The sequence below is a fragment of the Amycolatopsis lurida genome (assembly GCF_900105055.1).
Classification (GTDB): Bacteria; Actinomycetota; Actinomycetes; order Mycobacteriales; family Pseudonocardiaceae; genus Amycolatopsis; species Amycolatopsis lurida.
This window is the reverse complement of the sequence record NZ_FNTA01000004.1, coordinates 2,195,269-2,213,414: the sequence shown is the minus strand read 5'-3', so window position 1 is coordinate 2,213,414 and position 18,146 is coordinate 2,195,269. Positions and strand designations below refer to the sequence as shown.

The 18,146-nt window shown below is 68.5% G+C and carries 16 protein-coding genes; 7 read left to right on the top strand and 9 right to left on the bottom strand.

Annotation, left to right across the window (positions count from 1 at the left end; translation table 11 throughout):
* Positions 1 to 52: 52 nt before the first annotated feature.
* Entirely contained in the window at positions 53 to 862 is an 810-nt protein-coding gene (locus tag BLW75_RS15465; protein ID WP_034312944.1) for an SDR family NAD(P)-dependent oxidoreductase, read from the top strand.
* On the opposite strand, the gene BLW75_RS15460 is transcribed toward BLW75_RS15465, so the two are convergent.
* Together BLW75_RS15460 and BLW75_RS15455 are read right to left on the bottom strand one after the other, a co-directional pair.
* A complete protein-coding gene (locus tag BLW75_RS15460; RefSeq protein ID WP_034312942.1) occupies positions 843 to 1,613 on the bottom strand; it encodes a CbtA family protein in 771 nt (256 codons plus the stop codon). The genes BLW75_RS15465 and BLW75_RS15460 overlap by 20 nt on opposite strands.
* 14 nt (positions 1,614 to 1,627) lie before the next feature.
* Entirely contained in the window at positions 1,628 to 1,834 is a 207-nt protein-coding gene (locus BLW75_RS15455) for a CbtB domain-containing protein (RefSeq protein ID WP_034312940.1), read from the bottom strand.
* A gap of 313 nt (positions 1,835 to 2,147) precedes the next feature.
* On the opposite strand from BLW75_RS15455, the gene BLW75_RS15450 reads away from it, so the two are divergent.
* From BLW75_RS15450 to BLW75_RS15430, 5 genes are all read left to right on the top strand, one after another.
* On the top strand, positions 2,148 to 3,056 hold the full coding sequence (locus tag BLW75_RS15450; RefSeq protein WP_034312938.1) for an ABC transporter ATP-binding protein: 909 nt from the start codon (positions 2,148 to 2,150) through the stop codon (positions 3,054 to 3,056).
* A 10-nt stretch (positions 3,057 to 3,066) separates the two neighbouring features.
* Positions 3,067 to 3,807 (top strand): ABC transporter permease, encoded by a 741-nt coding sequence (locus tag BLW75_RS15445; RefSeq protein ID WP_034312936.1) that lies wholly within the window; start codon positions 3,067 to 3,069, stop codon positions 3,805 to 3,807.
* 3 nt (positions 3,808 to 3,810) lie between these two features.
* Entirely contained in the window at positions 3,811 to 5,094 is a 1,284-nt protein-coding gene (locus BLW75_RS15440; RefSeq protein ID WP_034312933.1) for a sensor histidine kinase, read from the top strand.
* The gene (locus BLW75_RS15435) at positions 5,091 to 5,720 is read left to right on the top strand and encodes a response regulator (protein ID WP_034312931.1); all 630 of its coding nucleotides are present in this window, start codon (positions 5,091 to 5,093) and stop codon (positions 5,718 to 5,720) included. Before BLW75_RS15440 ends, BLW75_RS15435 begins: the two co-directional genes overlap by 4 nt.
* A gap of 71 nt (positions 5,721 to 5,791) precedes the next feature.
* Positions 5,792 to 6,685, top strand: a complete 894-nt coding sequence (locus BLW75_RS15430; RefSeq protein WP_091597644.1) for an ROK family protein — start codon at positions 5,792 to 5,794, stop codon at positions 6,683 to 6,685.
* Here the strand turns inward: BLW75_RS15430 and BLW75_RS15425 are convergent.
* The 4 genes from BLW75_RS15425 to gltB form a co-directional block, all read right to left on the bottom strand.
* Positions 6,675 to 7,460: a DeoR/GlpR family DNA-binding transcription regulator gene (locus BLW75_RS15425; protein WP_034312927.1), complete on the bottom strand. Its 786-nt coding sequence runs from the start codon at positions 7,458 to 7,460 to the stop codon at positions 6,675 to 6,677. The two genes, BLW75_RS15430 and BLW75_RS15425, sit on opposite strands and share 11 nt — an antisense overlap.
* A gap of 268 nt (positions 7,461 to 7,728) precedes the next feature.
* Positions 7,729 to 9,141 carry a Dyp-type peroxidase gene (locus BLW75_RS15420; RefSeq protein WP_034312926.1) on the bottom strand — a complete coding sequence of 471 codons (1,413 nt, stop codon included), beginning with the start codon at positions 9,139 to 9,141 and terminating at the stop codon, positions 7,729 to 7,731.
* Between the two features lie 318 nt (positions 9,142 to 9,459).
* Entirely contained in the window at positions 9,460 to 10,911 is a 1,452-nt protein-coding gene (locus BLW75_RS15415) for a glutamate synthase subunit beta (RefSeq protein WP_034312923.1), read from the bottom strand.
* Complete coding sequence (gene gltB / locus BLW75_RS15410; RefSeq protein WP_034312920.1) at positions 10,904 to 15,442, bottom strand: glutamate synthase large subunit; 4,539 nt, start codon at positions 15,440 to 15,442, stop codon at positions 10,904 to 10,906. The genes BLW75_RS15415 and gltB overlap by 8 nt, the downstream gene beginning before the upstream one ends.
* 551 nt (positions 15,443 to 15,993) lie before the next feature.
* On the opposite strand from gltB, the gene BLW75_RS15405 reads away from it, so the two are divergent.
* A complete protein-coding gene (locus BLW75_RS15405) occupies positions 15,994 to 16,623 on the top strand; it encodes a YigZ family protein (RefSeq protein WP_034312919.1) in 630 nt (209 codons plus the stop codon).
* 15 nt (positions 16,624 to 16,638) lie between these two features.
* Here the strand turns inward: BLW75_RS15405 and BLW75_RS15400 are convergent, their stop codons facing one another.
* From BLW75_RS15400 to BLW75_RS15390, 3 genes are all read right to left on the bottom strand, one after another.
* Positions 16,639 to 17,223 (bottom strand): GNAT family N-acetyltransferase, encoded by a 585-nt coding sequence (locus BLW75_RS15400; RefSeq protein WP_034312917.1) that lies wholly within the window; start codon positions 17,221 to 17,223, stop codon positions 16,639 to 16,641.
* A 40-nt stretch (positions 17,224 to 17,263) separates the two neighbouring features.
* The gene (locus BLW75_RS15395) at positions 17,264 to 17,533 is read right to left on the bottom strand and encodes a hypothetical protein (RefSeq protein ID WP_034313021.1); all 270 of its coding nucleotides are present in this window, start codon (positions 17,531 to 17,533) and stop codon (positions 17,264 to 17,266) included.
* A gap of 116 nt (positions 17,534 to 17,649) precedes the next feature.
* Positions 17,650 to 18,129 carry an Lrp/AsnC family transcriptional regulator gene (locus BLW75_RS15390; RefSeq protein WP_034312915.1) on the bottom strand — a complete coding sequence of 160 codons (480 nt, stop codon included), beginning with the start codon at positions 18,127 to 18,129 and terminating at the stop codon, positions 17,650 to 17,652.
* Between the last annotated feature and the right edge of the window lie 17 nt (positions 18,130 to 18,146).

Here is an 18,146-nt window from a genome sequence, read left to right as displayed (position 1 = left end):
TAGCACCACGAGACGAGACGGTTCGTCTCGCTGAATTTCAAGGGAGCCGGACATGCGTACTTGGTTCATCACGGGCGCCGGCCGCGGTCTCGGGCGGCTCATCGCCGAGCACGCGATCGAGGCGGGGGACAACGTCGTGGGCACGGCGCGCCGCCCCGAGGTGCTCGACGATCTGGTCGCCGGGAGCGGAGGCAGACTGGTCGTCCTGCCGCTGGACGTCACGGACAGAGCCGCGGTCTTCACGACCGTCGAGAAGGCGGCCGCGGCGTTCGGACGGCTCGACGTCGTCGTCAACAACGCGGGCTTCGGCCTGATGGGCGCGGTCGAAGAGGTCGGCGAGGACGACGCGCGGGCCATCATGGAGACGAACTTCTTCGGCGCGCTGTGGGTCACCCAGGCCGTGCTCCCCGTGCTGCGGGAACAGGGCGAGGGCCGGATCCTGCAGATGTCGAGCGTGAGCGGCCTGATGGCGGTGCCCACCATGGGCCTCTACAACGCGGGCAAGTTCGCCCTCGAAGGCCTCAGCGACGCGCTCGCGCAGGAGGTCGAAGGCTTCGGCGTCCACGTGACCCTGGTCGAGCCGCGCATCTACGCCACCGACTTCATGGGCGCCAGCCTCAAGATGTCACCGATGAACCCGGCCTACGACCCGGTACGCGCGGCGCTGATGGCGAAGTACGCCGACGGCGTCCCCGGAGACCCGGTGAAGGTCGCCGAGGCCGTCCTCGAACTGGTGGCCAGCGACGCGCCGCCCCGCCGCCTGCTGCTCGGCGACGGGGACTTCGACGTCATCATGGAACTGCACCAGAGCCGCGTCGCGGAATGGCGCTCCTGGGAGCCGGTCAGCCGAGCTGCGGGCTAGTGGCTTCCTTACGCCCCAACGCCTTCTCAGCCAGGGTGCCGAAGGTCAGGCCGAGCGCCGTCCAGAGCACCACCTGCGTGCCGACCGAAGCGAGCCGGAAGGTCCACAGCGTGGAGCCCGGGAATCCGTCGGGGACTTCGTCGACCGACGGCAACAGCGCCGCCGCCACCCCGATCAGCACGACGTACCCGCCCGCCGCGATCAGGCCGCCGCGCCAGGCGCCGAGCTTGTCGGCCAGCTTCCGGCCGAACGCCGCCGCGAGGATGCCGACCAGCAGCGAAAGCGCGACGAAACCGAAGTACAGCGAAGTCCGGCTCCCGATCGTGCCCGCCTGACCGACCGCGGGCGGATTCCCCGGGTATTTCAGGAACGGCACTAGGAACACGACCACGAAGGCGCCACCGGCGAGCAGAGCCGCGGTCACCCGCGGCCGCAGGGTGCCGAGGCGCCCGTAGACGAAGGCGAACGCGAGCGAGAACAGCCCGCCGACGGCGACCCCGTAAAGGCCGACGCCGGTCAGCAGGCCCACGGTGCTCTGCACGCCACGCGTGACGAGTTCCTCCTCCGCCGCTTCCCCCTCGGCGGGGGCGTGTTCGTGGGCACCCGGAGCACTGTGCGAATGAGCGGCGGTGCCTTCGAGACCGATGGCGGTATCGACCGAAGGCTCACCGAAGAAGTACGCGAAAAGGGTCGCCAGGACACCGGCGACCAGGCCCGCGAGCATGCCGCGGACCAGCAAGGTCCTCATCATGGGGCGCGTGCCGCCTAGTGACACGGGAAGGCCAGCAGGTGCCGGCCGTCGTGGACGAACTCGTGGACGTACGAGTTCGCGAACACCGACACCGCGCCCTGTTCGGCGCTGACGAAGTACAGCGTGATCAGCGAGAGGAGGATGACGAGCACCGCCCAGGGCAGGATCTCGCGGACGGGGATCCGGACGGGGACGGGTACTGCGGCTACCGCTTCGGACATGGCGGTGGGACCTCCTCGGGCTAGCGCGGCCTCTTCAGGGGTGTCACGACGGCTCCGGGTCTGGCTTCCCCGATGGCTCGGGGTCACAGTGGCGCGACCGCGCGGATTCTCACCGCGTTCCGGGTGCCGTCGTCTGGCCGGTCGAGCGTAGGTCGCCACGAAGCGTCCGGTCAATGTGACGGAACCCGATCGGCACAGGCTCGTGACGTCGCGGGCATCCACCGATCGGTTGATGGGGGATCCACCGTCGCCCACCTCAGTCGTGGCCACGCGGTTGATTCGGCGGACCCCCGCCGCGCGGCATGGTCTTCGTATGGCAATCATCGAGGTGGAAGACCTCGTCAAGCGCTACGGCGACCACACCGCGGTGAACGGGGTCGGTTTCGCCGTCGAACAAGGCGAGATCTTCGGCATTCTGGGCCCCAACGGGGCAGGCAAGACCACGACGGTCGAATGCGTCGAGGGACTCCGCGTCCCGGACGGCGGGACCATCCGGGTGTGCGGGCTCGACCCGCGACGCGAATCCGGTGAGCTGCGGCAGCTGCTTGGCGCGCAGCTGCAGGAAAGCGAGTTGCCGGACAAGCTCAAGGTCGGCGAGGCGATGGAGCTGTACCGCTCCTTCTATCGTGAACCGGCCGACTGGCGGGAACTTCTCGGCCTCCTCGACCTGACCGACAAGATCGACACCCAGTTCCGCAGGTTGTCCGGCGGGCAGAAGCAACGGCTGTCGATCGCGCTCGCGCTGATCGGCAACCCGAAGGTGGCGGTCCTCGACGAGCTCACCACCGGCCTGGACCCGCAGGCTCGCCGTGACGCATGGGGCCTGATCGAGCGAATCCGCGATCGCGGGGTCACGATCCTGCTGGTCACGCATTTCATGGAGGAAGCCGAACGACTGTGCGACCGGCTCGCGGTGATCGATTCCGGCCGCGTCGTCGCGCTCGACACCCCGGCCGGGCTGGTCGCCGGCGTCGACGACCGGCAACGCATCCGGTTCCGTCCGTCCGCCCCGCTGGACCACTTCGCGCTGACGGCGCTGCCCGAGGTCACCTCGGTCGACCGTGCGGGCGACCAGCTCGTCGTGACCGGCACCGGCAACCTGCTGCTCGCCGTCACCACCGTGCTCGCCCGCAACCAGGTCACCGCGGCAGGCCTGCGGGTCGAGCAGGCGTCGCTGGACGACGCGTTCGTCGCGCTCACCGGCCGCACCATCGACTCCTGAGGAGAACACCATGTCCGCCCTCGCCCGGCTCACCGTCGCCGAGACCAAACTCTTCTTCCGCGAGCCGATGCTCGTGTTCTTCGTGCTCGCGTTCCCGCCGCTCCTGCTCGTCGTCCTCGGCGCCTTCCCCGCGCTGCGAGAACCCAGCGCGGACCTCGGCGGCGCCAGGGCGATCACCCTGTACCTGCCGATCATCGTCGCGATGGGCCTCGCCATGTTCGCGCTGAACAGCGTGTCCCAGCTGCTCGCCACCTACCGGGAGAAAGGGGTGCTGCGGCGCCTGCGGACCACCCCGGTCAAACCGCACGTCATGCTCGGCGCGCAGCTGCTGATGTCCACGATCATGTCCGTGGCGACGATGCTGGTCGTGCTGGCCATCGGCAGGGTGCTGTACGACGTGGGCCTGCCCCGTCAGTTCTTCGCGTATCTGCTTGCCTATCTGCTGACGGCGCTGGCGATGTTCGCGATCGGCCTGCTGGTCGCTTCCGTCGCGCCGACCGGCAAGAGCGCGGGCGCGATCGGGACCCTGCTGTTCTTCCCGATCCTGTTCTTCGCCGGTCTCTGGGTGCCGCGCGCCCAGATGACCGACGTCCTGCGGACGATCAGCGACTTCACTCCGCTGGGTGCGGGCGTGCAATCATTGCAGGACGCCGCCGCCGGTCACTGGCCGCAACCACTGCAGGTGGCGGTCTTGCTGGGGTGGACGATCGTGGCAGGCGGGCTGGCCGCCCGGTACTTCCGCTGGGAGTGAGTCGTGGGCATCGAAGCGGAGCTGCGTGCGGAGTTCGACCGCTGGGAACGGGTCGAGACGAAGGTCTTCAACGTCCTTCCGTACGTCCTGCTGGCGATCGGCGTGCTCATCTCGGTGCTGCTGCCGATCTGGCGGGTGCCGGTGCACCTGCCGGCAGTGCTCACGCTTTCGGCCGGAATCCTGGCCTGGACCTTCTGGTTCCACACGCTTCATCCGGAATGGCACCGGAACGGCCCGCTGATGGGCCTGTACTACACGGGTTTGATGCTGCTGACGGCCTGCCTGGTCGCGGTCGCGCCGTGGTACGGCCTCTTCGCCTTCATCGGCTACCCCCAGGCGTTCCATTACCTGAAAGGCCGCTGGCGGTACGTCGGGGTCGCCGCCACGTCCGTGATCTCGGCGGTGGCGTACCTGGGCGGGCTGACCGGGATCCGGGACGAGAACATGTGGGCGGCGTGGGCGGCGCTCAGCGTGATCATCACCGTGCTGGCCGGGGCTTTCTCCCGGATCGCCGAGCAGTCGGACCAGCGCAACCTCAAGCAGAAGCAGGCGCTCGCCGAGCTGAACGAGGCGAACACCAGGCTGGAGGCGGCGCTGGAGGAGAACGCCGGCCTGCACGCCCAGCTGCTGGTCCAGGCCAGGGAGGCCGGGGTGCTCGACGAGCGGCAGCGGATCGCCAGGGACATTCACGACACCCTGGCGCAAGGCCTGGCAGGCATCCTCACCCAGCTCCAGGCCGCCGAGCAGACCCTGGACGAGCCCCCGGTGCTGCACCGGCACGTGACGAACGCGATGAACCTCGCGAGGGAAAGCCTGACCGAGGCACGCCGGACGGTGCACGCGGTGCAGCCGGAGCCGCTCGCCGAGGGCAGGCTCCAGGACGCGATCGGCGACGTGACCAGACGCTGGTCGGAGGTGAACCGCATCGAGGCGGTGCTGACCACCACCGGCGACCCTCGGCCGATGCACGCCGATGTCGAGGTGACGCTGCTCCGGGCCGCTCAAGAAGCACTGGCCAACGTGGCCAAGCACGCGAAGGCGGGCCGAGTCGGCCTGACCCTGTCGTACATGGAGGATCTGGTGACGCTCGACGTGCGTGACGACGGCGTGGGCTTCGAGCCCACCGCCAAGCGCGCCAACGGTTCCGCAGACGGCGGGTTCGGGCTCGCCGGTATGCGGCAGCGCGTGCAGCGCCTCGCCGGACGTCTCGACATCGAGTCGGAGCCGGGCGGGGGCACCGCGATCTCGGCGTCCGTGCCGGCGATTCCGGCCGGAGCCGAGCGGTGATCTCGCTGTTGATCGTCGACGACCATCCCGTGGTGCGCGACGGGCTGCGCGGCATGTTCAGCGCCGACCCGCGCTTCGATGTCCTCGGTGAGGCCGGGGACGGCGAGGAGGCCATCACCGCCGGGGTGAAGCTCCGGCCCGACGTGATCCTCATGGATCTGCGGATGCCCCGGATCGACGGCGTCACAGCCATCGAAGAGCTGGCGAAACGCGGGGTGACTTCGCGGATCCTCGTGCTCACCACGTACGACACGGACAGCGACGTGCTGCCTGCCATCCAGGCCGGTGCCACCGGCTACCTGCTGAAGGACGCGCCGAGGGACGAACTGTTCCGCGCGGTGGAGGCGGCCGCCCAGGGAAAGGCGATGCTCTCTCCCGCCGTCGCGACCCGGTTGATGGGGCAGATGCGGCAGCCGACCTCAGGCCCGCTCTCACACCGTGAACTGGAAGTCCTCGAACTGATCGCCCAGGGTTCGACGAACCGCGAGGCCGCGAAAAGGCTGTTCATCAGCGAAGCGACGGTGAAGACACACCTGCTGCACGTGTACGCGAAACTCGGCGTCAACGACCGGGCGGCGGCCGTGGCCACGGCGTTCTCCCAGGGGTACCTGACCCCGCGCGGCTGACGGTACGGCGACGACGGAATCCTTGCGGTCCGCGGCGGGGCGCATGCCAAAATCCAGCTATGACACCTGCGGTGGCGGCACTCGATGTCGGCGGAACGTCCATCAAGGCGGCCCTGTACGACGCGGACCTGAAAGACCTCGCCAGCCTGCGCGAGCCGACGGCGCGCGGAGCGGACGGCGAGGCGCTCGCGGACCAGGTCGCGCGGATCGTGGAAACGCTGGGCAAGCAGGCGGGGACCGGGACGCCGGACGCCGTCGGCGTGGTCATCCCCGGCATCGTCGACGAAGTCGGGCGAGTGGCCCGGTTCTCGGCGAACCTCGACTTCCGGAACGTGCCGTTCGGCGAGATGCTCGACCGCAGGCTGGGGCTGCCGTTCGCGTTCGGGCACGACGTCCGCGCCGGCGGGCTCGCGGAGTTCCGCGTCGGCGCGGGCAAAGGCTGCACCGACGCCGCCTTCATCCCGGTCGGCACCGGGATCGCGGCCGCGCTCCAGCTCGACGGAAGGCTGTACGCCGCGGGCGGGCAAGGCGGCGAGATCGGGCATATCGACGTCGGCCACCGGCTGCCGTGCGGGTGCGGCGCGACGGGATGTCTCGAGGCGATCTCCTCCGCGTCGGCCATCGCCCGCCGCTACAGCGAGCACACCGGACGGCCCGCGGACGGCGCGGAGCAGGTGGTCGACGCCGCCCGGCACGGCGACGAGGCCGCGATCTCCGTGGTCAACGACGCGCTCGAAGGGCTCGGCCACGGCATCAAGACCCTGGTCACGCTGTTGGCACCCGAAGTCGTCGTTCTCGGCGGCGGCCTGTTCACCGCGGGCGACTACGTCCTCGAACCCGTACGCGCGTGGCTGGCGGCGAACCTGCAGTTCCAGCGGATGCCCGAACTGCGGATCGCGCAGCTCGGCGACGAGGCGGGCAGGCTCGGCGCGGCGCTGCTGGCACTGGACCGGCTCAAGCCTTGACCACCCGCACGCCTTCCTCCTCGAAGGCGTGCACCCGCTCCGGATCCGCGCGGCCATCGGTGACGAGAACGTCGACGTCGGTGGTCGCGCAGATCTTCGCGAAGGCGTGACCGCCGAGTTTCCCGCTGTCGGCGAGCACGACGACCTGACGGGCGCGGGCCGCCATCAGCCGGTTCGTGCTCGCGTCCCCTTCGTGATGCGCCTGCGCGCCGTGCACCGGGTCGAAGGCGTCCACCCCGAGGAACACCAGATCCAGCGAGATCTGGTCGAGGAACAGGTGCGACAGCGGGCCGGACAGGTCGAACGACTGCTGCCGCGCGACCCCGCCGGTCACCACGATCTTGATATTGGGGCGCACGGCCAGTTCATGGGCGATGTTGAGCGCGTTCGTCACCACGGTGAGCGACGGACCGCCGGTCGGCTCGCCCATGTCCGGCCGGGTCGCGAGCGCACGGCCCACTTCGGTGCTCGTGGTGCCGCCGTTGAGGCCGACCACCATGCCGGGGTCGACCATTCTGGCCGCGGCGGCGGAAATCCGTTGCTGTTCGGGCGCGTTGCGAGCCGCCTTGTGCCGCAACGGAAGGTCGTAGGCGACGTTGCTCGCGACGGCGCCGCCGCGGGTGCGGACCACGAGATTGCGGCCCGCCAGGTGATCGAGGTCCCGGCGGATCGTCGCGGGGGAGACACCGAGTTCGCCCGCCGAAACCTCGACGTCGACCTTTTCCCGCTCTCCCACCATGTCCAATAAAGCCGTGAGTCGCTCATGCCGATTCATCTCCAGCTCCCTCCCCGAAGCCCGATGTCGCTTATCGCACCGGACAAAGTACTACGCGTCGCGATACGGGCGGCGAGAAGCGGCGGTTTCGGGACATCGGGAGGGAAAGAGCGAAAGGAGCGGGCGCCGGCCACCCCCAGTGACCGGCGTCCGCCCGGTGGCCGGCACGCCCAGGACCGGCCCGTTTCGCAGGCTATCTCCGCCGACTCCGGATCGATATCGGATTTTCGCCCGTTACGGTGACGTTCAGCGGATATTCGCCGCCCGATCAGTCCTTTCCGCCGAGCCCGCGCAGGAAGGCGAGCGACGGCATGAAGAAGTAGTCGCCGCCCTTCAGCGTCACCGCCTGCGGGATCGGATCCGCGGTCACCGTGCGCGTGCCCGCCCATTCCGTGGTGTAGACGGATTCCGGCCGCGGGCCCTGGCCGATGACCGGGTCGAGGCCTGGCGGTTTGACCCCGACGGGTGGGATCGGGAACCCCGGGTTGTTCGACCAGTTCGCCTGGGTGAACTCGAACTGGTTGTCCAGTACCGAATTGAACGCCATGAACAGCAGGCCGACACCGCCGCTCGGCCGGGCCGAGGGCGGCAGATCGGCGTTCGGGTCGTCGGCTCGTTCGCCGTAGGGCACGCCCCGCCGCGCCATCAGGTGCAGGCGTTCCTGCGGTGGCTGTTCCGCGCCTCCGCTGCCGCGCGGGTTCGTCTTCCGGATGTGGGCCTGGAAGGGGCATTTGGCGCCGGCGGCGTCACTTCCGTAGTCGAAGTTGTTCGGTACCGGACTTTCCGCGCCTTCTTCCCGTTGCGCGGTCAGCGGGGTGCCGTCTTCGAACCGGCCGACGATCATCGCGCCCGCCCGTTCCCGGTCTTCGCCGACGAGCCCCAATTGATCCGCCAGAACCTCCTCCGACTGCTTGAACCGCCGCACATTCTGCTCTAATTTACGGAAAACGAAGTAGCTGCCGAAATGCACTCCGGGATCGGGAGCGGCGTGATCCGGGACGAGTACCTGGTTCAGCGGCGCGGCCGGATCCCAGACGCTGATCCCGTCCGTTTCCGTCTTTTCCGCGTGGATGTCCTCGACCAGGAACAACGGCTGGCTCCGGCCGTCGACGTAGCCGAAATGCTCGATTCCATCACCGTTGGCGTTCACCCGCCCGAATCCGGTTTCCTCGGCGACGACGGAAACCGTCGGCGGAATCAGCGCCAGAACCTGGTTCCGGCGCGCGGTCATCGGAGCGTCCTCGGCGTCGCCGATGATGACGACCGCGTGGATCTCGTCGTGGTATCCCCCGTCGAACGTGGAGCGCGGCGGGTCGTTCAGCTTCTCGCGGGTCTCCTGCGCGCGCATGCCGCGACGGAAAGATTCGTCTTGTGGCACCTCGATTTTCAGGAACCGGTAGCCCGCCGCCGTCAACCCGGTGCCGACGTAGGGCGTCCCCTTCACCCCTTCGGCCTTGAAGCGCTCGACCTCGGTCAGGTGGGTCTTCGCGGACTTCATCAGCGGGACGAGCGACGCGAGGAACTTCATCGCGTCCGTGGCCTCCGAAAATCGGAGGAACAGTGCGGAAAAATGGTCGCGAGCGTGTGTTTTGAGGATGTTCGGCTGTAGTTCTTCGAGCATTTTCGCGGCGTCGCCGGTCGCGGTCTTCCATTCCAAAGGCATGGTCAGATCGACGGACATGGCAAGGAACCCCCTCCTTGAGAAACCCGTCCGGCGGCCCCGGCAGGTATGTGCCGGTCGCCGCCGTGCGGGTCTTACCCCTTGATACAACCGATACCGAAACCTCGCTGTCATCACCCGCAAGTACACTCTTCCGGCGGTTCTTTCACTCGAAAGGACCAAAGCGCCGATCACGCCCCGCGTTTAGTCCTCTGCTTTCGGTGGTTGCACGCGCAACTAACGCATGCAGAGGACTAAGCGCGAGAGGGCGAACATGCGTGAAGGCCCCCTTCCCTCGGCTCAGCCGAGGGAAGGGGGCCTTCACGCGCTAAAAGCGGCCTAGGTGAGAGGCCGGTCGGTCGGCGCGATCGGGGCGGGCAGCACGTCCCGCCCGGTGAGGAACGCGTCCACCCCGGCCGCGGCGGAGCGGCCTTCGGCGATCGCCCACACGATGAGCGACTGGCCGCGGCCCATGTCACCCGCCACGAACACGTTGTCGACGCTGGTCTTGAAGGACTTGTCGCGGGCGACGTTGCCGCGCTGGTCCAGTTCGACGTCGAGCGACTCCAGGAGGCCTTCCCGCTCCGGGCCGACGAAGCCCATCGCGAGCAGCACCAGCTGCGCGGGCAGTTCGCGTTCCGTTCCGGGAACCGGGACGAACTTGCCGCCCTCGTTGCGCACCTCGACCAGCTTCAGCGCGCGCACGCGCCCGTCGGCGTCGGCCACGAACTCCTGCGTGTTGACCGAGTACAGCCGCTCGCCGCCCTCTTCGTGCGCGGACGAGACGCGGTAGATCATCGGATACGTCGGCCACGGGTGCGCGTCCGACCGCGAAAGCGGCGGCTTCGGCATGATCTCCAGCTGCGTCACCGACTTCGCGCCCTGGCGGTGCGACGTCCCGACGCAGTCCGCGCCGGTGTCGCCACCGCCGATAACCACGACGTCGAGGCCCTCGGCGCTGATCGGCGAGACGTCCAGCTCACCGGCGGCGACCCGGTTGGCGTGCGGGAGGAACTCCATCGCCTGGTGGATACCGGCGTGCTCGCGGCCGGGGATCGGCAGGTCGCGCCACGCGGTCGCACCGCCGGCGAGGACCACGGCGTCGTAGGACGACTGGAGTTCCTCGACGGTGAGGTCGACGCCGACGTTCACCGAAGTCCGGAACTCCGTGCCCTCGGCCCGCATCTGGTCGAGGCGCCGGTCGAGCCGGTGCTTCTCCATCTTGAATTCGGGGATGCCGTAGCGCAGCAGCCCGCCGATCTTGTCGGCCCGCTCGAAGACCACGACGCTGTGGCCCGCACGCGTGAGCTGCTGCGCCGCGGCGAGTCCCGACGGGCCGGACCCGACCACCGCCACCTTCTTGCCGGTCTTGACGACCGGCATCTCCGGCGTGACCCAGCCTTCTTCGAAGGCCCGGTCGATGATCGAGATCTCGACCCGCTTGATGGTGACGGGATCGTCGTTGATCCCGAGCACACACGCCGTCTCGCACGGCGCCGGGCAGAGGGTCCCGGTGAACTCCGGGAAATTGTTGGTCGCGTGCAGCCGCTCGGCCGCGTCGCGCCAATCGTCACGCCAGGTCAGCGTGTTCCACTCGGGAATGAGGTTCCCGAGCGGGCAGCCCTGGTGACAGAACGGGATACCGCAGTCCATGCAGCGGCCGGCCTGCTTCTGCAGCTTCGAGGTCGCGAAGTCCTCGTACACCTCGCGCCAGTCCATCAGGCGCAGGTCGACGGGACGGCTCTTGGGCGTCTCGCGAGTGGTGGTCAGAAAGCCCTTGGGATCAGCCATGAGCTGCCTCCATGATCGCCTCGTTCACGTCACGCCCGTCACGCTCGGCCTTCGCCTGCGCCGCGAGCACGCGCTTGTAGTCCTTCGGCATGACCTTGCCGAACCGGTCGACGGCGGCGTCCCAGTCGGCGAGCAGCGCACGCGCGACCGCGGACTCCGTTTCGTCGTAATGCTTTTCGAGCGCCTCACGCAGGAAGTCCACATCGGACGAATCCAGCGGGTCGACGTCGACCATCTCCGGGTTGATCCGGTGCGCGGGCAGGTCCAGCACGTAGGCGACGCCGCCCGACATACCGGCCGCGAAGTTGCGGCCCACGCCGCCGAGCACGACGACACGGCCACCGGTCATGTACTCGCAGCCGTGGTCGCCGACGCCTTCGACGACGGCCAGCGCGCCCGAGTTGCGCACGCAGAACCGCTCGCCGACCTTGCCGCGGATGAAGATCTCGCCGCTGGTCGCGCCGTACCCGATCACGTTGCCCGCGATGATGTGCTCTTCGGCGTTGTACCGCGCCACCTTCGGCGGGCGGACGATGAGCCGTCCGCCGGAGAGACCCTTGCCGACGTAGTCGTTGCCGTCGCCGTAAAGCCGCAGCGTGATGCCCTTGGGCACGAACGCGCCGAACGACTGACCGGCGGTCCCGGTGAAGGTGACGTCGATCGTGTTGTCCGGCAGGCCTTCGCCGCCCCACCGCTTGGTGAGTTCGTGGCCGAGCATGGTGCCGACGGTCCGGTTCACGTTGCGGACCGGCAGTTCCAGCCGCACCTTGTCGCCGGACGACAGCGCGCCCTCGGCGAGCTGGATCAGCGTGTTGTCGAGCGCCTTCTCCAGCCCGTGGTCCTGCACCGTCTGCTGGTGGCGCAGCCCGGCCGGGGCCATGTCGGGCACGTGGAAGATCGGCGACAGGTCGAGCCCGGCGGCCTTCCAGTGATCGATCGCCTTGCGCTTGTCGAGCATCTCCGCGTGGCCGACGGCCTCGGCGATGGACCGGAAACCCAGCTCCGCCAGGTATTCCCGGACCTCCTGGGCGATGAACTCGAAGAAGTTCACCACGTACTCCGCCTTGCCGCTGAACTTCTCGCGCAGCTTGGGGTTCTGCGTCGCGACGCCCACCGGGCAGGTGTCGAGGTGACACACCCGCATCATGATGCAGCCGGACACCACCAGCGGAGCGGTCGCGAAACCGAACTCCTCGGCACCGAGCAGCGCGGCGATGACGACGTCACGGCCGGTCTTGAGCTGGCCGTCGGTCTGCACGACGATCCGGTCGCGCAGCCGGTTGGCCAGCAGCGTCTGCTGCGTCTCGGCGAGCCCGAGTTCCCATGGGCCACCCGCGTGCTTGATCGACGACAGCGGGGAAGCGCCCGTGCCGCCGTCGTGCCCGGAGATGAGCACGACGTCCGCGTGTGCCTTGGACACACCGGCCGCGACCGTGCCGACACCGACCTCGGACACGAGCTTCACGTGGATCCGCGCGGCCGGGTTGGCGTTCTTGAGGTCGTGGATCAGCTGGGCGAGATCCTCGATCGAGTAGATGTCGTGGTGCGGCGGCGGCGAGATCAGCCCGACCCCCGCCGTCGAGTGCCGCGTCTTCGCGATCCACGGGTACACCTTCGCGCCGGGCAGCTGGCCACCCTCGCCGGGCTTCGCGCCCTGCGCCATCTTGATCTGGATGTCGTCGGCGTTGACCAGGTACTCGCTCGTGACGCCGAACCGGCCGCTCGCGACCTGCTTGACCGCGCTGCGGCGCTCGGGGTCGTAGAGCCGTTCCGGGTCCTCGCCGCCTTCACCGGTGTTCGACTTGCCGCCGAGCCGATTCATCGCGATGGCCAGGGTTTCGTGCATCTCGGCCGAAATCGAGCCGTAGGAGATCGCGCCGGTGGCGAACCGCTTGACGATCTCGGAGACCGGCTCGACCTCCTCGATCGGCACGGCTGGCCGCTGCCCGATCTTGAAGTCGAACAGCCCGCGCAGCGTGTACAGCTTCTGAGCCTGGTCGTCGACGGCCTTCGTGTACTCCTTGAAGACCTCGTACTTCCCGGCCCGGGTGGAGTGCTGCAGTTTGAACACCGTCTGCGGGTTGAACAGATGCGGTTCACCCTCGCGGCGCCACTGGTAGTCCGAGCCGGTCTCCAGCTCGCGGTGGTTCGCGCGGAACCCATCGCGCGGGAACGCCCGGCGGTGCCGCTCGGCGACTTCCAGCGCGAGCGTGTCGAAGCCGACGCCGCCGAGCCGGGAAGTGGTGCCGGTGAAGCAGTTCTGGATGACCTCGTCGCCGAGCCCGACCGCTTCGAAGATCTGTGCGCCGGTGTAGGAGGCCACTGTGGACACTCCCATTTTCGACATCGTCTTGCGGACGCCCTTGCCCAGCGCCTTGATCAGATTCGCGGTCGCCTGCTTCGCGGTGACACCGGGGATCAGGCCCTGGTCGGCCATCTCCTCGACGGTCGCCATCGCCAGATACGGGTTCACCGCGGCGACGCCGTAGCCGATCAGCAGCGCGATGTGGTGCACCTCGCGCGCGTCGCCCGCCTCGACGATGAGGCCGACCTGCGTGCGGGTCTTCTCGCGCACCAGGTGGTGGTGCACCGCGCCGGTGAGCAGGAGCGACGGGATCCCCGCGTGGTCTTCGTCGATGCCGCGGTCCGACAGCACGATCAGCCGCGCGCCCTCGGCGATGGCCGCGGACACCTCGGCCCGGATCTCGTCGAGCCGTCGCACGAGCGCCTCGCCGCCACCGTGGACGTCGTAGGTGCCGTGCACGGTGACCGCCTGGAACTCGGGCAGGTCGCCGTCGTCGTTGACGTGCACCAGCTTCGCGAACTCGTCGTTGTCCAGCACCGGGAACGGCAGCACGATCCGGCGGCACGATTTGGCGTCGGCCTGCAGGAGGTTCGGCTCCGCGCCCAGCTGGGTGCCCAGCGAGGTGACCAGTTCCTCGCGGATCGCGTCCAGCGGCGGGTTGGTCACCTGGGCGAAGAGCTGGATGAAGTAGTCGAAGATCAGCCGCGGCCGGCTGGACAGCGACGCGATGGGGGAGTCGTTGCCCATCGAGCCGATCGGCTCCGCGCCGGTGCGGGCCATCGGCTGGAGCAGGACGTCGAGTTCCTCTTCGGTGTAGCCGAAAGCCTGCTGGCGCCGCACGAGCGCGGCGTGCGGCGGGATCTCGCGCTCACGTTCGGGAAGCCCGTCGAGCGGGAGCAGCCCGTCCTCGACCCATTCGTCGTACGGGTGCTCGGTGGCGAGCCGGTCCTTGATCTCCTCGTCCTCGACGATCCGGCCGGCGGCCGTGTCCACGAGGAACATGCGGCCCGGCTCCAACCGTCCTTTCCGGACGATCGTGGACTGCTCCAGCTCCAGCACGCCGACCTCACTGGCGAGGACGACGAGGCCGTCTTCGGTGACCCAGTACCGGGCGGGGCGCAGGCCGTTGCGGTCGAGCACCGCGCCGATCTGGGTGCCGTCGGTGAAGGAGACCAGCGCCGGGCCGTCCCACGGCTCCATCAGCGTCGAGTGGAACTCGTAGAACGCGCGGCGCGCGGGGTCCATCTCCTGATGGTTCTCCCAGGCCTCCGGGATCATCATCAGCACGGCGTGGGGCAGCGAACGGCCGCCGAGGTGGAGCAGTTCCAGCACCTCGTCGAAGGACGCCGAGTCGCTCGCGCCGCGGGTGATGATCGGGTAGATCCGCTTGAGGTCGCCCGGGATCAGGTCGGATTCGAGGAGCGCCTCACGCGCGTCCATCCAGTTCCGGTTGCCGCGCAGGGTGTTGATCTCGCCGTTGTGGGCGACGTACCGGTACGGGTGCGCCAGCGGCCACGAGGGGAAGGTGTTGGTGGAGAAGCGGGAGTGCACCAGGCCGATGGCGCTGGTGACGCGCTCGTCGGTGAGGTCGGCGAAGAACTTCTCGACCTGCGGCTCGGTGAGCATTCCTTTGTAGACGATCGTGCGGGAGGAGAGGCTCGGGAAGTACACGTCGTCTTCCACGAGCGCGTGCTCGGCGCGTTTGCGCACGACGAAGGCGGCGCGTTCCAGCGCCAGGCCCTCCAGCGCGTCGTTCCCCGCCAGGAACAGCTGGCTGAAATACGGCATGGTCTCGGCCGCGCCGGTACCGACGTGTTCCGTGTGGACGGGAAGGTCACGCCAGCCGAGGACGCGCATGCCCTCTTCGGCGGCGATGCGTTCGATGGTCGTCATCGCCCGGCCGCGGGCGTTTTCGTCCTGCGGAAGGAAAGCCGTGCCGGCGGCGTACGCGCCGGGCTCGGGAAGTTCGAAGCCGACGACCTCGCGATAGAACTCGTCGGGGACCTGGATGAGGATCCCGGCGCCGTCGCCGGTCTCCGGGTCGGCGCCGCGGGCCCCGCGATGTTCCAGGTTCCGCAGCGCGATCAGCGCTTTGGCGACGATGCCGTGATCGCGTTTACCGGAGAGATCGGCGACGAACGCGACACCGCAGGCGTCGTGCTCGAACTCCGGGTCGTACAGGCCTTCGGGGGCCTTGCTGCCCTTGTAGCTGGCATGGTGGGTCACGGCTGGCCGCCTCCCAAGGCGTCGGCGCGACCGGTACCACTCCGTTCGGGTGGTTCGGACGTGAACCAGTTAACGAAGTGGTCCGGGACCGCGATGGTCAGTCGAGAGGGAACGATCCCGCCCGCGGAAACGGGGGCAGGCCTCGTAGAGCCGCACTGCACTGGGCGGCCGATGCGCATATCGGTACTGCTGTGCACGTGGGTGCCGTCCGGCCACTGTGGTGGGCGGCTGACGGGTACACGTGTTACTCCCGGGTTCGCCGGTCTTATGACGATAGTGTGAAATCGCTGTTATCGACATACGTCGCTTGGTCGGGGTGGGAAATGCCACGCGGGCGTTGACTTCAAACATCATCTGCCCACTGGCTGGAATGAGACGTCCACTGAGTGGGGCATCGGCCCGCTGAGCTGCGTAAACGATCGCTCACCTAGTCCGAAAGTGTGATCTGGGTCGCGCAGTGGAGTGGGTTTCGCCGGTGTTGCGGTGACCCCGGGTGACCGTCGAATCGCCCGAACGGCAGAGTGCCTTGGCCGGTTTGAGAGGCTTGGCCGATGGCGGATCGTTATCTCACCGTGGCGGGCACCGGGGTTCACGAGATCGAAATCCGGCGGTCGCGGTTCCTCTGCGCGCTCGCGCCGGTCACCTCGGAAGAGGCCGCCCGTGAGGTGATCGCCGGCCGGAAGAAGGCCGATCCGGCGGCCCGGCACCACTGTCACGCGTTCGTGCTGGGCGCCGACGGGCGCACCCAGCGTTCCAGCGACGACGGGGAGCCCGCGGGCACGGCGGGCACCCCGATGCTCGAGGTGCTCCGCCGCCGGGAGCTGACCGACACGGTCGCGGTGGTGACCCGCTACTTCGGCGGGGTGCTCCTCGGGACCGGCGGCCTGATCCGCGCGTACGGACAGGCCGTCTCGGAGGCCGTCGACGTCCTCGGCGTCCGGGAGTACCGGCGGCTGCGGCTGGTGGAGGTCGTCGTCGACTACGACCGCGCCGGACGGCTGGAGAACGACATCCGCTCGTCGCCGTACCTCCTGCACGCGACCCGCTTCGAGGACGTCGCGCACTTCGACGTCGGACTCGCGCCGGGCCAGGGGGACACGTTCCGCGCCTGGCTCGCCGACCTCACCGGCGGGGAGGCCCTGGCCGAGGAGATCGGCGAAACCTGGCTGCCCACCTCGTGAGTGGTAAGGACGGTTCTAACCGTCCTTACCACTCACGAGGCCGACGCGGGTCCGCCACTCCTCCAGCGTGATGGCGTACTCGACCTCGCCCTCCTCGGTGCCGGGGATCGGGTTGTCGAAGTGCTCGTGATAGGTCCGGACGTGCCGCATCCCGATCTTCTCCATGACCCGCCGGGACCCCAGGTTCACCGCCATGGTCGCCGCCCAGATCCGCCGGGCCCCGAATTCGGTGAACCCCTTCTTCAGGAGTGCGAGCGAACCTTCGGTCGCATACCCCTTGCCCCAGGACGACCGGTTCAGCCGGTAGCCCAGTTCGGGGTCGTCCGTATGGTGATCGCGCAACGGGCGGAAATGGAACCAGCCCAGGAAATCCCCGCTCGATTTCTCGATCGCCGCCCAGAACCCGTAACCGGGGAAACGCTCGTAGTAACCGAGAAAGGCGGGAAGGTCGTGTTCTTCGATCTCCGCCCGGTCGGCTGGTTCGCCCCCGTTGAGGTAACGCATGACTTCGGGGTCGTCGTAGAGCGCGAATAGGTGGTCGACGTCGGCGCCGGTGAACTGTCGCAGCAGGAGCCGCTCGGTCTCCAGAAAGACACGCATCGGCAAAGCGTGGCGACGGCGAGCCGCTCTGGCAACCGGATTACGCGGCCGCTCCGGGGCCGGCGAGGTCGTCCAACGCGGCCGCTCCGGCCTCGGTGAGCAGAGCCGGAACGCGCTCCCCCCACCGGCCGTCTCTGGCAGGCGCCACCAGCCCGAGATGGGCGAGGCGATGCGCGGTGTGCTGGTCGCAGCAGGCGAGGCCGTCGACGAACAGGTCCGGCTCGCGGCTGCAGCTGATCTCGGCGTGGCCCTCGGCCACGGCTCTCAGGGTGGCCCGCTCACGATGGTTGAGGTCCGTCCGAAGGTCCATGGCGTGCCTCCTTTCCGTCCCGCACTGAACAGTCAAACCCATACCCCCGACAGTTTCCGTCTCCTTGGATGCGAAGTCCGGGATTTCGGGCGGACTGAAGGGCGGCGAGTCGTCCACTAAGGGGTATCACCGGGTATTCGAGGCGGAAGCGGTTCCAGTTCGGTCTTGCGCAGATGCCGGAAAATGATCGAACTGCGGAAGCCGATGATCTCCTTGCGCTTCGCCAATCGATCCACCAGGAATGCGTGGAGCTGATCGACGTCCTGTGCGGCGACGTGGATCAGGAAATCGTCGCTGCCGGCGGTGACGTAGACCGAAAGGACTTCCGGCAATTCCGCGACCGAGCGCTGGAACGAGTCGATCACCTCCCGGCTCAAGGGCCGCACCTGCGCCGAGACCATCGCCTGGACGCCGCGGTTGAGGCTCCGCAGGTCGATGTCGGCGTGATACCCGCGGATGACGCCGCGCTCCCGCAGCAGCCGGGTCCGTTCCAGACAGGTCGACGGCGCGACGCCGACCTTCCGGGCGATGTCGCGGTTCGACTGCCGCGCATCCGCCTGGAGTTCCCGGATGATCGCCGAATCAAGTTCGTCCACGCCTGCCACCTCCGCCT